Origin of the sequence: Pseudomonas sp. FDAARGOS_761, assembly GCF_013343155.1 — a bacterium.
Taxonomy (GTDB): domain Bacteria; phylum Pseudomonadota; class Gammaproteobacteria; order Pseudomonadales; family Pseudomonadaceae; genus Pseudomonas; species Pseudomonas aeruginosa.
The window spans coordinates 3,104,563-3,119,515 of record NZ_CP054572.1; the positions used below are offsets into that span (position 1 = coordinate 3,104,563).

Consider the following 14,953-nt stretch of genomic DNA (forward strand, 5'->3'; position numbering starts at 1 on the left):
TTAGCCGCTGGTCACGCGATGCACCTCGTCAAGACTGGTCATACCCAACCAGGCCTTGATCAAGCCATCTTCACGCAGATTGCGCTGTCCCTGGCTGGCGGCAAGCCGATGCATCTGTTCGAGGGAAGCTCTCTGCACGATCAGGTCGCGCATCTCGGAAGACAGATCGACGAGTTCGTAGATGCCCACACGGCCGCTGTAGCCGGTACCTTCGCAGCGGCCGCAGCCTCGCGCCACGCGCCATTGCGCTGCCTGCCCCGGGAACAGCCGCGCGGTGGCCGCCTCGGTCGCTGCCAGATCGGCCGCAGCAAGGGTTGGCTCGCAAGGTTCCGCGCAGTGGGCGCACAACCTGCGCACCAGTCGCTGGGCCTGGACACCGCGCACCGGCGAAGCCACCAGGAAGGGTTCCACGCCCATGTCGATCAAGCGCGTGAAGGCACTCACCGCATCGTTGGTATGCAGGGTCGAAAGCACCAGGTGACCGGTGAGCGAGGACTGTACGGCGATCTCCGCCGTCTCCAGGTCGCGTATCTCCCCGATCATGATCACATCGGGATCCTGCCGCAGGATCGAGCGCAAGGCGGCAGCGAAGGTCAGGCCGATGTCGGCATGGACCTGGACCTGGGTGATGTTGGGCACCTGGTATTCCACGGGATCTTCCACGCTGATGAGCTTGCGCACGCCATCATTGATTTCCTCCAGCGCGCCATAGAGCGTCGTGGACTTGCCCGATCCGGTGGGGCCGGTCACCAGGATGATGCCGTGGGGTTCCGCTACCCATGCACGCATCCTCTGCAAGTGGTCCGGGAGCATCCCGAGCCGGTCCAGGCGCAACCCCTCGCGCTCCTTCGGCAACAGGCGCATGACCACCGATTCGCCATGCACCCCTGGCAAGGTGGAGACCCGCACGTCGAGCTCCGTACCGCTGACCCGGATGCTCATGCGTCCATCCTGCGGCAACCGTCGCTCCGCGATGTCGATGGCGGAGATCAGCTTGATCCGCGAGACAACCGCCGCGAATCGCTCGCGGGGAAGGCTCAGTTGGTCGTGCAGGACGCCGTCGACGCGGAAGCGGATACGGAAGTCGAACTCCCGGGGTTCGATGTGAATATCCGAAGAGCGCTTTTCCATGGCCTGGCTCATCACGTTGTTGACGAGTTCGACTACCGGCGCCTCCTCCGCCAGCTCCCGCAGGTAGCGGATGTCTTCGCTGCCGTAGGCGGGCCGATCCGCACCTTGCCGGGCCAGGTCCAGGGAATGCGCCAACCAGCCGTCCAGATCCTGGGAGCGGCACAGCACTGCTTGAATCGAGCGCTCCGGATAGAAATAGCCCAGGGTTTCGCGTATCGAAGGAGATAACGGATCACGCGCCGCGAACAGCAGTTGCTCGCCCTCCTCCCAGACCACCAGCTGTTCTTCGACGAACCAGTCGGTATTGATCGGGGTACTGAGCAGGAATGCGGCGATGGACTCTTCGCTCGGCTTCCGCAGGTCGTCCCCCACCAGCGGCAACCGCAGTTGCTCCGCCAGCACCTGCATGAGGGTATTTTCCGAGATGGCTCCGGAACGCACGAGAATACCTCCCAGGCGGCCGCCAAGCCGGCGTTGCAGGTCGAGCGCCCGCTCGAGTTCCTGGCCGCTCACCAACCCGCGTTCGAGCAAACGCTGCCCCAGCGGTATCCACTCGGCCGTCACCTGCGGGCCCGGGGAAACGGCCTCAGAGGACATCTGCAAAACCTTCCTGTACCCGACGGAACCAGAGGAAGCCCGATGAACAGACCAGCAGCGACGCAACGCAATAAACGCTGAAGACCCCAAGGGTCGGATAGGGAGCATCGAAAAGGATCGCCCTGACCATTTCCACCGGGATCGTCAGCGGATTGAGGTACAGGTAGGGCTGCATTACCGGTGGCAAGGATGACAGCGGATAGAACACCGGGCTGATGAATAGCAGAAGCACCAGGAGAAACTGGACGAACTGCCCTATGTCGCGAACATAGACCCCGAGCCCCGCGAGGAACCACGCCAGCCCCGTCACGCAGAGCAGGAAGGGGAGCAGGGCAAGCGGTAGCAGGACCAGTTGCCAGCCCGGCTCGACGCCGCTGAAGAGAAGAAAGATACAGAGCACCAGGTAGCCGAGCATGGCGTTGAAGAAAGCGGCCAGTAGCGGTGTGAGGGGGAGTATCTCCAGGGGAAAAACCAGCTTCTTCACGTAGTTGGCGTTGGCCTGGATGATAGTCGGGGCCCTGGACAGGCTTTCAGCGAGGATCCCGTTCAGCAGGAGTCCGGAAAACAGGGTCAAGGCGAAGGAAAGCGTGCTCTGGCTTCCGCCCCAGCGCGACTTCAGCACGAAGCCGAAGACAAACGTATAGATCAGCAAGAGCAGGAACGGCGAGACGATGATCCAGATGCGGCCCAACATGGCGTCGCGATAACGCAGTTCGACCTCGCGCCGGGTCATGACCAGCAGGAGCCTGATGCGACTGGCGAGACTGGCCGGTACCAAGAGGGAACCACTCACAGAAAAACTCTCCACGGCGAAGAAGAACAGAACCCGCTAACCATGAAGGATCGAAGCGAGCTGGGCCATCAGCCCCCACTACTTCTGGCGTAAGGTTTTTCTGATTCAAGAAGAGTCTTCAGAAGGCCGGAGCAAGCCGGCACTCTCGCCAACTCGATCTCCCATCGGCTCCGTACCTGCTGGAAAGCACGTGGGTAACCCCGGCAATGGCAACGACTCTCAAGGTGTGGGGCCGGACTGCGCGGAGTGCACCCTCGATTCAGCAGCCAGCGGCAGTGAAACCGGGACGAAAGCAAGACTCATCCTGCAATCGGGGCGATTTCTTCATAGCGCTGGAAAACCTGGCTCAGTGAAACGAAAGCACGCACTGAGCGCCCCGTACGCCAGGGACTGGCAACCTGCACGCCGACCCGCCCTGGGGCGGCATGGCGAGTTCGACGAATACGACTCGGCGCACCACCTGCCCCCTGTGCCCGCGCTCAAGCGACGCCGCGGCTGCCAAGGGGTTGCAGCGACCTGCGTAGACGGCAGGCGGACGCGATCGGCGCTCTCCCCGCCGTCATGGTTGAGTTTCGGATTGCGTCCGATGGCTCAGCGGATCACCCCGGCGCGCACCGTCAGCGGCCAACTGACCCGATAGCGCGTCTGCGGGTCGCCCCAGGCTTCGCGCAGCTCATCGACGAACGCGGCGCCCGGATCCTGGCCAAGGGCCTTGCCGGCTTCCTTCACCGCCGACCAGGTACCGACATAGCCCAGCAGTTCGTCCAGGGTCCAGGCCACCTCGATGGCCAGGTCCGGCAGGCGACGCTCCTCGAAGGGGAACGGCAGATTGCGGTAGCCCTCCTCCACGTGGCGCCGCTCGGCAGGCCAGTAGGGGCCGACGACCTGGTGGTAGAAGTGCTGGACCAGCGGTTCCATGGGGCCGTCGACATGCAATACGCCATAGGTAACCAGAGCCAGGATGGCGTCCGCACGGGCCACACGCCGGACTTCCTCGTAGAAGCGCGGCAGGTCCAGCCAGTGGGCGGCCTGGGCGACCGTCACCAGGTCAGCGCTGGCCGCCGCCAGCCCGCTGTCCTCGGCCAGGGCCACGCGATACTCGACCCGCTCGCGCGCCTGCGCCTTGTCGATCTGCGCGGCGCTGGCGTCGGTACCGACCACCCGTTCGAAACGCTCGGCCAACAGCACCGTGAGCTGTCCGGTGCCGCAGCCGCAGTCCAGGGCCAGGCGGGTGCCGGGGCAGAGCGCGGCCAGCTCGTCGACCAGCCGCGCCGGGTAGGTCGGACGATGTGCGGCGTAGTTCGCCGAACCCGTGGAGAAATGATCCTTGAAAGGTGCCGTCATGGGACTCTCCCGAAATGATCCCGGCGACCACAGGGACCATGGCCGTCCAGGCTGCCGCCTTACACTAGGCGAATCCCGTCGATACGGAAACACGACTTTCGGTCACCTCGGAGCACCGTCTCACTACTGCATGCGGTGCAGCAATCAACTGCAAAGAACCTACCTGGTCATCCCCGGATGCTTCATTAGACTGCCGGAACGACGAACGCAGCCAAGGAGACCGCCATGCCCAGTCGCATCACCCTCAACGCAAACGGAGGCCCCGAGGTCCTGCGCCTGGAGCAAGTCCGGGCGCAGCAACCGGGCCCCGGCGAGGTCTGGCTGGAGCAGGCCGCCATCGGCGTCAATCCGCTGGACCTCGGCCAGCGCTCGGGAGCGGTACCGATTCCGCTGCCGTCCGGCCTCGGCCTGGAAGGCGCCGGAGTGGTCGCCGCGCTGGGTCCGGGAGTCTCCGGACTGGCGCCGGGCAACCGCGTCGCCTATGCCACCGGCCCGCTGGGCGCCTATGCCAGCGCCCGGCTCTACCCCGCCGAGCGCTTGCTGAAGCTGCCCGACACACTCGCTTTCGAGGACGCGGCGGCGCTGCTGTTCAAGGGCATCACCGCGCACTACCTGCTGCACGCCACCTACCCCGTCGGGCCCGGCACACGCATCCTGCTGTACGGCGCGGCGGGCGCCGTCGGCCAGTTGATGGCGGCCTGGGCCCGGCACCTGGGCGCCTGGGTGATCGGCGTGGTGTCGAAGGCGGAAAGTGTCGAGCGGGCCAAGACTGCCGGCTGCGACGAGGTGCTGGTGTTCGACGCGGCCAGTCTCGCCGCCCAGGTCGCCGAGCTGACTGTCGGGCGCAAGGTCGATGTGGTCTACGACCCCATCGGTCGCGCTACCTTCGAGGCATCCCTGGACAGCTTGCGTCCGCGCGGCCTGCTGGTGTCCTTCGGCGCTACCTCCGGCGTGCCGCCAGCCGTCGAAGTCGCCACCCTCAACGCCAAGGGTTCGCTGTTCCTCACCCGTCCCTCGCTCGCCGCCCACACCGCCAACCCGGAGGAATACCGGCTACGCGCGCAGGCTGTGCTGCGCGCTCATGCAGACGGTGTCATCCAGCCCCGGGTCTGGCGGCGCTACCCGCTGGCCGAGGCGGCCGTAGCGCATACCGATCTGCTGGAGGGACGCTCGCAAGGCGCGCTGGTACTCTTGCCCTGACCCACCCGCAAGAGGCGCATGCATGCAACCGTTCGACAGCCGGCAGGCCGATGAAGTCGCCACGCTCCTGGCCCTGGCCGAGCACGGTTCGTTCGCCGCCGCCGGCCGCGCCCTGCAACGACATCCCTCGGTGCTCTCGAAGCGGCTCGGCGCACTGGAGCGTCGCCTCGGCATCCGCCTGGTCGAACGCACCACCCGGCAACTGCGCTTCACCGATGAAGGCGAGCGCCTGGCGAGCCGCTTCCGCCAGGCCGTCGACCTGCTCGACGAGGCCGAGCACGAAGCCAGCCTGGGCGCCGCGCAACTGCGCGGACGCCTGCGCATCGCCCTGCCGTCGGCGATGGGCCGGCTCTGGCTCGGTCCGCTGCTGGCGGAGTTCGCCCTGGCGCATCCGCAGGTGGTGCTGGAAACCGACTATTCGGAGCGCTTCGTCGACATCATCGCGGAAGGCTTCGACCTCGCGATCCGGGTCGGCGAACTGGCCGACAGCCGCCTGGTGGCCAGGCGGCTGTGCGCCCACCGGCGCATCCTCGGCGCCGCTCCCGACTACCTGAAGCGGCATGGGGTACCGCGTATCCCGGCCGACCTGGCGGCACACAATTGCCTCGGCTTCAGCGGACTGCACTCGTACCCGGAGTGGAAGCTGACCCGCCAGGACGAACAGCAGCCCGTGCGGGTACGCGGCTCGATGGTCAGCAACGACAACGAGGCCCTGCTCTGCGCCGCACGCCAGGGCCTGGGCATCTTCGCCGCCGGCGAGTGGCTGATGAGCCGCGACCTCGAAGCCGGCAGGCTGGTACGGGTGCTGCCGGAGTGGCAACTGGATGCCGACGCCGGCGTCTACCTGGTGCGCCCCTCGGCGCGCTACGCCACGGCGGCGGCCAGCGCGTTCCGCCAATGGGTGGAAGCGCGGTTCGCCGCTGGCCCGCCCTGGCAGCGCCAGCGGGCCTGAGCGGTATCCGCGAGCGGCTCGCCGAGGAGCGCGCCGCCTCCCGCCCCTCGCTCCCGGACAATCCGGATACCCTCCCGCCAGCATGCGGATAGCCAATGACCCGCCGACCGGTTCCTACTAGGCTGGTTCGCTTCGCTTTCCCGTTTTCCCACTCCAACAACAACCCGATGAGGAATCCAGGCATGGGACAGTACGTCAGCATCGCCGCGTCCGACGGCAGCGGCCGGTTCGACGCGTATCTCGCGCTCCCCGCCAGCGGCAAGGGGCCGGGCGTGGTGATCGGTCAGGAAATCTTCGGCGTCAACGCGAACATGCGCGCGGTGGCCGACCTGTACGCCGAAGAGGGCTACGTGGCCCTGGTCCCCGACCTGTTCTGGCGGCTGCAGCCGGGCGTCGACCTGGGCTACGACGAAGCGGCCTTCGCCAAGGCCATCGAGCTGTTCCAGCGCATCGACCTGGACGCCGCGGTGGACGACATCGCCGCCTGTATCGAGCACCTGCGCCAACGCGAGGAGGTGGTCCACGCCGGGATCGGCTTCGTCGGCTTCTGCATGGGCGGCAAGCTGGCCTACCTCGCCGCGACGCGCACCGACGTCTCCTGCTCGGTGGGCTACTACGGCATGGGCATCGAGGCGCTGCTCGACGAGGCGAAACAGATCAAGGGCCGGCTGGTGCTGCATTTTGCCGAACAGGACGCCTACTGCCCGCAGCAGGCCCGCGACGCGATCCTGCCCTGCCTGCGCAACCTGCCCAAGACCGAGTTGTACCTCTACCCCGGCGTCGATCACGCCTTCGCCCGCGTCGGCGGCATGCACTTCGACAAACCGGCCTACCTGATGGCCCACGAACGCAGCATCGCCGCCCTGAAGCGGGAGATCGGGCCGAACTTCGACCTCTCCGCGCTGTGGGACGAGCATGTGCGCCACGAGTTCGATACCCGCGACGTCGCCGCGACCATGGCGACCATGGTCGCCGAGCCCTACGTCAACCATGTCCCGACCCTCACCGGCGGCGTCGGCCAGCGCGAACTGAGCCGCTTCTACCGCCATCACTTCATCCACGGCAACCCGCCGGACATGACCCTCACGCCGATTTCGCGGACGGTGGGGGCGCTGCAGGTGGTCGACGAGTTCGTCATGCGCTTCACCCACAGCTGCGAGATCGACTGGCTGCTGCCCGGCGTCCCACCCACCGGGCGCTTCGTGGAAATCCCCATGCTCGGCGTGGTGCGCTTTCGCGGCGACCGCCTTTACCACGAGCACATCTATTGGGACCAGGCCGGCGTGCTGGTGCAGATCGGCCTGCTCGACCCGCAGGGCCTGCCGGTCGCGGGGGTGGAAAGCACGCGCAAGCTGCTCGACGAAAGCCTGCCGTCGAACCGTCTGATGGCGCGCTGGGCAGCCAGCGAAGGACTCGGCCTCTAGCGGCCGGCTAGCCGCCGAGCAAGGCGCAGAAACGCACCAGGTCGACGTTACCGCCGCTGAGCAGGATCCCGACCCGCTTGCCGCGCAATTCGTCCTTGCGCTGGCGGGCGGCGGCCAGGCCGAGGCAACCGGTGGGCTCGACCAGCAGCTTCATCCGCGCGGCGAGGAAGCGCATGCCATCTACCAGTTCGGCGTCGCTGGCGGTGAGGATGTCATCGACGTTGCGCTGGATCAGCGGGAAGGTGAGATTGCCCAAATGCTGGGTCTGGGCGCCATCGGCGAGGGTCTGCGGCGTATCGATATGCACGATGGCGCCGCTGCGCAGCGAACGCTGGCCATCGTTGCCGGCCTCCGGCTCCACCCCGTAGATCCGGCAGGCCGGCGCCAGCGCGCGGATCGCCAGGGCGCAGCCGGAGAGCAAGCCGCCGCCGCCGAGGGGCGCGAAGAAGGCGTCCAGCGGACCGACTTCTTCGAACAGTTCCTTGGCCGCGGTGCCCTGCCCGGCCAGCACGTCGGGGTGATCGTAGGGCGGGATCAGGGTCAGGCCATGGCGCTGCGCCAGGTCGCGGCCGATCTGCTCGCGATCTTCCGTATAGCGGTCATAGAGCACTACCTGCCCGCCGTAGCCACGGGTCGCCTCGATCTTCACCGCCGGCGCGTCGGCCGGCATCACGATGGTCGCCGGGATCCCCAGCAAGCGCGCCGAGAGGGCGATGGCCTGGGCGTGGTTGCCGGAGGAGAACGCCACCACCCCGGCGGCACGCTGCTCGGCGGAAAACCGCGACAGCGCGTTGAAGGCGCCGCGGAACTTGAACGCTCCCATGCGCTGCAGGTTTTCGCATTTGAAGAAGACTTCCGCGCCGAGTTCTTCGTCGAGGGTACGCGAGGACATCACCGGCGTGCGGTTGGCATGCCCGGCGATCCGCGCGGCGGCGGCGATCACATCGTCGTAGGTAGGCAGGTCGTGCATGGTCGGTTCCTCGGACCTTGGCAAAGAAGACAGGCAGGTCGCCAGGTTACCAGGCGAACGCCGCCAGCAGCGCCTGCGCGACAGCATCGGCGGCGGAAGACTGGCGGAGCCATTGACGAAGAGGTCCTGCATGGGTCGATGCTCCGCGATGCCGGGTCGGCCTCACTCGTCCAGGTAGCCGTCCCTGATGCCCTTCGAGCGGCGGTAGAGGTAGAGCCCGAGGCGCAGCACGACGAGCACGCCGAAGAACACCCCGACGGTCACCCAGGTGTTGCCGAAGAACCATTCCAGGCAGACGTAGAGCAACGCCAGCGGTATGCAGACGAGGGTCATCAGCAGGTAATGCTTGATCATTGCGGCGGACACTCCTCTTCTTCGTCCTTCAGCGGGCATTTGACGATCTGCTTGCCCGTCTGCCAGGCGGCCTGGGTGGCCACGGCCTTCTTGATGGTATCGGCATGGGCGGCCTTGCGCGCGGCCAGCTTGGCCGCGCGGTTGGCGGTGTTGGCCGCCTGTCCGGAAAGGGTCCTGATCGCCTTGGCGGACTGCACCACGGTCTTGCCGGTGCTGAGCATGCCCGGCGCCACGGTGCCGATGGCCGCCGAGGCGCCGACGTGTTTCCAGTTGATGTCGATGCACTTCCACTTGATATCGGTGAGGTCGCGATCGCTGTCCCAGTTGTCCTTCATCTGCCCCAGCACCTGCTTGCCGGTCTGCATCCCCAGCTCGATGCCGGCGCCCAGCGCCGCTCCGATCGCGGCGCGGGCGGCGAAGGCGCCGATCACCACCAGCGGGATGATCAGGCCGGTGGGATCGTAGGCCAGCGTGGGCGCGTTCAGCGCGTAGGCATAGGGGTTGGGCCCACCGCCCAGGCCGAGCGGGTCCTGGCTGGCATAGCGCCCGGCTTCCGGCAGGTAGTAACGGTAGCGGTTGTAGTAGAGGCCGCTTTCCTCATCGTGGTACTGCCCCTGGAAGCGGATCGGCTGCGCACCCGGCTGTCGTTCCGGCGCTACCGCCCGCCAGTCGTCCGGAACGCCCTGCCAACGCAGTTGGCCACGTTCGTCGCTCAGCTGCAGGGGGGTACCGAGGTGATCGGTGTGGAAGAAAGCGATCCGCGCCTCGCCCAGCGCCGGCACGCATTGCGCCGGCAGCGGCTGGCCTTCGGCGGCGAACGCCTGGCGCAGTTGCAGCAGCTCCGGGGGATCGGGCTCGCAGGCCTGCTCCAGGCGCAGCAACGGGACGAAACCGCCCGGTTCGTGAACGGTGGTGCGCAGTTCCCGCGCAAAGGCTTCGGCGCATTGGCGATCGCCGTCCCAGCCGAAGCGCACCTGCTGCTCGACACCCTCGCGCAGCACCACCTTGGCGATCCGTCGCGACAGCGCGTCGTAGCGGTAGCGCGCCTCCAGCCGCGTGCCGTCGGCGCAATCGCGCGACAGATGGACCAGGCGCTGCGCGCCGTCGTAGGCCAGGCGCAGGCGCTCGCCGTCGGCGCCGATACGCTCGACCAGGTTGCCCAGCGCATCGAAGCGATAGCGGTTGCCGGCGATCCTCTCCACGCGGTTGCCGGCCCAGCGCGCCGGACCTTCGCCGGCCTGGCTCGCGCGTGCCTCGGAGCGACTGAAACCGGAGCGGTACAGTTCGTTCTCGGCGAATGCCTGGCGAGCGTCCTCGCGCGCATGCTCGCCGACGCCCTCCAGGCGGTTGCCGGCGGCGTCGTAGCGGTAGGCGCTGGCCGCCGCGCCAGCGCGCCGGCTGGCCAGTAGGCGACCGCCGAGGTCGTATTCGTAGCGCACCGACGGATACTGGTTGTCGTCGATGCCGACCAGTTGTCCAAGTCCGTCGTAGCGATAGCCGCGCTGCCAGTCGAAACCGCCGGCCAGACGCAGACGGCTGCGCTGCAGGCGTCCCAGCGGCGCGTGCTGGCGCTCCTGGGTGAACAACGCGTCATCCTGCCCGTCACGGCGGGCGTCGCGACGCACCTCGCGGTGCAGGGCGTCGCGCTCGAAGGCCAGCTCGACCGCACCGACCAGCGCGCCGTGCAGATGACCCGGGCCGTAGGTCAGCCAGGCGACCGGCGGCGCGTCGCCGTAGCGGCTGGTCTGGCGCACGCCCAGCGCATCGTGGCTGTGCTCGACGCTGTAGACCCAACCGTCGGCATGTACCTGGCTTTCCAGGCGCAGGTTACCGACCTCGTCGTACGTGTAGCGCACCTCGCAATCCGCCCCGCCGGCGCTGGCCAGGCGGCCGTCGGGCAACCAGCGGTAACGCTCGACCAGGGCCGGTGCGTGCTCGGTGGCGGGAACCCGGATGCTCGCCAGGCGGCCGTCGCGGTCGTAGGCATAGGTGGTCTCGCGACCGTCGGCATCCTCGCGGGCGACCAGTTCGTCAGCGGCGTTGTAGCGATAGCGTTGGCGACGACCGTCGAAACCGGTCTCTTCCACCAGACGGTCCAGCAGGTCGTAGCGGAACTGCGCCTGGACGCCGTTCTCGTTGGTCAGGGCGACCAGCCTGCCGGCTTCGTCGTGCAGGTAGGACAGTTCGCCGCCGCCGGCGTCGGAAACCCGCGCCAGCAGATCGCCGTGGCCCCAGGAAAACAGCGTGGCGTGCCCCTCGGCATCGGCGATACGGGTCTGCCGCCCAAGGGCGTCGTATTCATAGCTCAGGGCGCTGCCGTCGGCCAATTCCAGGCCGATCAGTTGCCCCAGCGGGTCGTAGCGGCGCCGGGTCAGTTGTCCCAGCGGGTCGCTGCTGGCGACCAAACGCCCTTCGTTGTCGTAGTCGTAACGCCAGACCTGGCCGGAACAATCGGTCAACGCCGCCAACAGGCCGAAGCGGTTCCACTCCAGGCGCCGCTCGCCGCCGCGCGGGTCGACGATTCGCGTCGGCCGGTCGGGCAGGCGCGGGTCTTCGTAGGCGTAGCGGGTGCTGCCGGCCGGGCCGCGCACCGTCGTCGCATTGCCCCGTTCGTCGCGCTCGAAGGTCCAGCGGCGCTGCATCGCGTCCTCCAGCTCGACCAGCAGCCCGGTCTCTTCGTCGACGCGCTTGCGATAGCGCGCCTTGCCCGGCGACTCCTCCTCGAGCATCCGCCCCTGGCCATCGCGCCGGCGCCGCGTCTCCCGCCCCAGCGGGTCGCGCATGGCGACCAGGCGGCCGAACAGGTCGTAGTCGAACTCGCTACGGCTGCCGTCGGCCCTGACCAGCGCGGTCCAGCGCCGCTGCCCACCCTCGCCGGCGAACTCGTAGCGTTCGACGCGGCCAAGGCTGTCGCTGACCTCGGTGGCATCGCGCAGGTAGCGGAAGGTACGGGTCAGGCCGCCCGCCTCGATCTGCTTCACGACCCGCCCGTGCGGAGCATGGACATCCCACTCGTAGCGAACCTCCAGCCCGCCCGGCTCGCCGTGGGCGACCAGCATGTGCTCGCGCCAGGCGAATACCCGGACCACCTGGCCGAGGCGGTCGCGCACGGCGATCAGGTCGCCGCTGTCGCTGAACTGGTAGCGCACCAGCCAGTCGAGCCCTGGGCTCTGCGGATCGATGTAGTCCGGAGGCGGTCCGTCGTGGCTGGCCAGGATCACGCCGAACAGACGCAGGCCGTCGTCGCCCTCGCTCGGCTCGCAGGCCTGCTGGTAGACCAGCGCATAGCTGCGCCCGGCGCTGTCGCGCACGCCGGTGAGCAGGCCACGTCCGCTCCAGCGGAACTCGGTGCGGTAGCCGGCGCGGCCGAAGCTGGCCTGCAGGCGCCAGATACCGTCGGGGCAACGCTGGAAATGCAGGTAGCTGTGGCCGGACAGCACCAGCACGGAGCCCTCCTGCGTCTGCAGTTCGGCCGGCACCGCCGCCCAGCGCCCGCGCCAGGCCTGCGCTTCGCCGCCGCTCGAACCGCCGCGGCGCAGCCACAGCTCCTCGCTGCCGGAATAATGCTGCGCGCCGGGAGCCAGCGCAGGAAAGCCGATCCGGCGGCCCTGGGCGTCGACCAGCACGCAGGCGTCTTCGCTCAGTTCCAGGTGCATGCTCTCGCCCGGCAGCCACCAGCCCCGGCCGAGCCGGCCGATACGGGGGTTGCTCGACAGGTAGCCACGGGCGAAGGTGAAGGTGTCCGGCGCCGCCAGGGCGAAATCGACCTCTTCCGGCAGCAGCTTGCTGCCGAGCATCGGGTTGACCGGCTTGCCCACCAACGGCACGCAGGCGGACACCCGGTCGGCCAGGCCGACCGCGCTGCTGCCGACGTGCACGGTGGGCGAGCCGGTGGAGATCACCCCTCCCGAGACTTTCTCGCCGACATGGGAAACCGGTAGGCCGCTCATCTATCCATCCTTCCTTGGGAAAAGCCGCGACAGGACATCTGCCCGCCGCTCAACAGTTGATATCGACATTGGGCGAGAGGATCTCGATCTCCCCCGGCGTCAGGCGGATCGTGCTCTGGCCGCAGCGCAAGAGGATCTCGCGGTCGGCGGTCAGCTCGATGCGCTGGCTGCCGAGGGTGATGCTCTGACCGTCCAGGGTGATCTTCGAGCCATCGTCGCTGCCGCCCACGCTCACTTCGTAGCTATCGCCCACCGACAAGGTCTTCTTCTTCATCACCTGGGTGCTCTGGTTCAGCCCGACCACGGTGTTCATCATCATGCCGACGTTCAGGCTGTAGCCGAGCCCGACGTTTTCCATGCGCCCCATGCCGACGTTCTGCAACGAGGCCATGAGGATGGTTTCCGTCTTGTTCATGCCGATCCTGACCGTCTCGTTGCGGTCGACCGTCTTGCTGCGGTTGGCATGCACGGTGATGGTCTCGTTGTTGTCCACGGTCTCGGTGCGATCGTGCTTCACATGCACCGTCTCGTCGTGGTCGATGGTCTTGGTCCGGTCGTGGCCGACCCAGTGGGTCTCGTCGTTCTCGACCTCGATGTCCTGGTTCCTCTCGGCATGGATGAACAACTGCTCGGCGCCCTTCTTGTCCTCCATGCGGATCTCGTTGAAGTTGGCCGGCGTGCCGCCCTTGCTCGAACGGCTCTTGGTGCCGCTCTGGGTAGCGTTCGCCGGCAGCTCGTAGGGCACCGTCTGCTCGGCGTTGTAGACCCGCCCGGTGATGATCGGCCGGTCCGGGTCGCCTTCGAGGAAGCTGACGATCACTTCCTGGCCGATCCGCGGGATCTGGATCGAGCCCCAGTTCTTCCCGGCCCAGGCCTGCGAGACGCGCATCCAGCAGGAGCTGTTCTCGTTGGACTGGTCGTGGCGGTCCCAATGGAAATGCACCTTGACCCGGCCGTACTGGTCGGTCCAGATCTCCTCGCCCTTGGGCCCGACCACCACCGCGGTCTGCGGGCCGCGCACCACCGGCACCGGGGTCGACGGCAAGGGGCGGAAAGCCTGGCCGGCGTCGATACAGTCCAGCTCGCTCTCGAACTGCGCGCCGCCCCCGCCATTACCGGTCTCGTAGAGTTCCTGGACTACCCGGTACTCGGCGCCAACCACCAGGTATTCGCGGTTCTGGTCCAGGCGCGGGTAGTTGCTCAGGTGGAACAGATGGCCCGCCCCGATACCCCTGGCGCATCCCCGCAGGCGAACTCGCTCGTACTGGGTCTGGATCGCCTCGATGCGGGTCCGTGCATAGTGTTCGCCGTCCTGGCTCTGCACATACTCGCCAGGGTAGTCGTAGAGCGGGTAGTCGGCCGCGGCATGGGCGCGCCCGACATTGGAGCGCACTTCCAGGCGGGTGCCGGGACGCTGGAAGTCGTAGTCGTTGAGGCTCAGCGAGCCGGGCTGGACCTCGCGCGCCATGTGCCAGTCGAAGAAGTGGTCGCGCTCGCGATGGCCGAGGCTCGGCGGGTAATAGGGCACGCTGGTGTAGCCGGCCGGGCTGTGGTGCGCGCCGTAGGCATCGGAGAGCACCAGGATGTGGCGCTTCTTTTCGTGGCGGAACCAGTAGTAGATGCCTTCCTGTTCCATCAACCGGCTGACGAAATCGAAGCTGGTCTCGCGGTATTGCACGCAGTATTCCCACTCGCGGTAGGAGCGGCTCAGGGCGTCCTCGAAGTCGGAGAAGCCGAGGTCGCGGAACACCTGCTTGATGATGTCCGGGACCTTCTGGTTCTGGAAGATGCGGCAGTCCGAAGTGCGCGTCAGCAGCCACAGCCAGGGGCGCAGGGTGACCTGGTAGCTGGCGAACTGGCCGGCGCCGGCGCCCTGACTGCAGCGCGCGACGATGCCGTGGAAGTGCCGCCGGCTACCGCCGGGGAGTTCCAGCGCGAGGCTCATCGGCTTGCCCAACAGGGCATCCAGAGGCAAGGCGGGATTGCTCGAGACCAGTTCGAGTTCGTGGCTGAACAGCCGGCCCAGCTCCTCGCGGCCTTCCAGCCGTTGCAGTTGCAGGACCTCGGGGCCCAGCGGGGAGTCCACGTGTACCAGGCGGGTGTGTTGGGAGAACAGCATGGGGAATCTTCCTTGATAGTCACCTGCGGCGGGCGGCCCGAACAACGCGCCAGCAGCGCGCCAGATGATCGTACAACCCCGTGCCGTCGCGAAAGGCTAGCCAATAGCCACGACACCCC

10 protein-coding genes are annotated in these 14,953 nt (G+C 67.5%); 3 read left to right on the forward strand and 7 right to left on the reverse strand.

Annotated elements, in window-relative coordinates; genetic code table 11:
* From FOC67_RS14315 to FOC67_RS14325, 3 genes are all read right to left on the reverse strand, one after another.
* Positions 1–1,728, reverse strand: coding sequence for a GspE/PulE family protein (locus tag FOC67_RS14315; protein ID WP_009313982.1), 1,728 nt, complete (start codon positions 1,726–1,728; stop codon positions 1–3).
* Positions 1,718–2,521, reverse strand: coding sequence for an ABC transporter permease (locus FOC67_RS14320; protein WP_003097732.1), 804 nt, complete (start codon positions 2,519–2,521; stop codon positions 1,718–1,720). The genes FOC67_RS14315 and FOC67_RS14320 overlap by 11 nt, the downstream gene beginning before the upstream one ends.
* A gap of 591 nt (positions 2,522–3,112) precedes the next feature.
* Positions 3,113–3,865: a class I SAM-dependent methyltransferase gene (locus FOC67_RS14325; protein ID WP_003110095.1), complete on the reverse strand. Its 753-nt coding sequence runs from the start codon at positions 3,863–3,865 to the stop codon at positions 3,113–3,115.
* Between the two features lie 225 nt (positions 3,866–4,090).
* Between FOC67_RS14325 and FOC67_RS14330 the strand changes: the two genes are divergently transcribed.
* From FOC67_RS14330 to FOC67_RS14340, 3 genes are all read left to right on the forward strand, one after another.
* Positions 4,091–5,065 (forward strand): quinone oxidoreductase, encoded by a 975-nt coding sequence (locus FOC67_RS14330; protein ID WP_009313981.1) that lies wholly within the window; start codon positions 4,091–4,093, stop codon positions 5,063–5,065.
* A 22-nt stretch (positions 5,066–5,087) separates the two neighbouring features.
* Positions 5,088–6,017 carry a LysR family transcriptional regulator gene (locus FOC67_RS14335; protein ID WP_003116706.1) on the forward strand — a complete coding sequence of 310 codons (930 nt, stop codon included), beginning with the start codon at positions 5,088–5,090 and terminating at the stop codon, positions 6,015–6,017.
* A 182-nt stretch (positions 6,018–6,199) separates the two neighbouring features.
* The gene (locus FOC67_RS14340; protein ID WP_009313980.1) at positions 6,200–7,441 is read left to right on the forward strand and encodes a dienelactone hydrolase family protein; all 1,242 of its coding nucleotides are present in this window, start codon (positions 6,200–6,202) and stop codon (positions 7,439–7,441) included.
* A 7-nt stretch (positions 7,442–7,448) separates the two neighbouring features.
* Here the strand turns inward: FOC67_RS14340 and FOC67_RS14345 are convergent, their stop codons facing one another.
* The 4 genes from FOC67_RS14345 to tssI all read right to left on the reverse strand — a co-directional run bounded on the left by FOC67_RS14345 (position 7,449) and on the right by tssI (position 14,834).
* A complete protein-coding gene (locus tag FOC67_RS14345; RefSeq protein WP_009313979.1) occupies positions 7,449–8,411 on the reverse strand; it encodes a threo-3-hydroxy-L-aspartate ammonia-lyase in 963 nt (320 codons plus the stop codon).
* Between the two features lie 162 nt (positions 8,412–8,573).
* Positions 8,574–8,765 (reverse strand): hypothetical protein, encoded by a 192-nt coding sequence (locus tag FOC67_RS14350; RefSeq protein ID WP_003090543.1) that lies wholly within the window; start codon positions 8,763–8,765, stop codon positions 8,574–8,576.
* Complete coding sequence (gene tse5, locus FOC67_RS14355) at positions 8,762–12,715, reverse strand: type VI secretion system effector Tse5 (RefSeq protein ID WP_174707741.1); 3,954 nt, start codon at positions 12,713–12,715, stop codon at positions 8,762–8,764. Before tse5 ends, FOC67_RS14350 begins: the two co-directional genes overlap by 4 nt.
* 49 nt (positions 12,716–12,764) lie before the next feature.
* On the reverse strand, positions 12,765–14,834 hold the full coding sequence (gene tssI / locus FOC67_RS14360) for a type VI secretion system tip protein TssI/VgrG (RefSeq protein ID WP_009313976.1): 2,070 nt from the start codon (positions 14,832–14,834) through the stop codon (positions 12,765–12,767).
* Positions 14,835–14,953 lie beyond the last annotated feature (119 nt).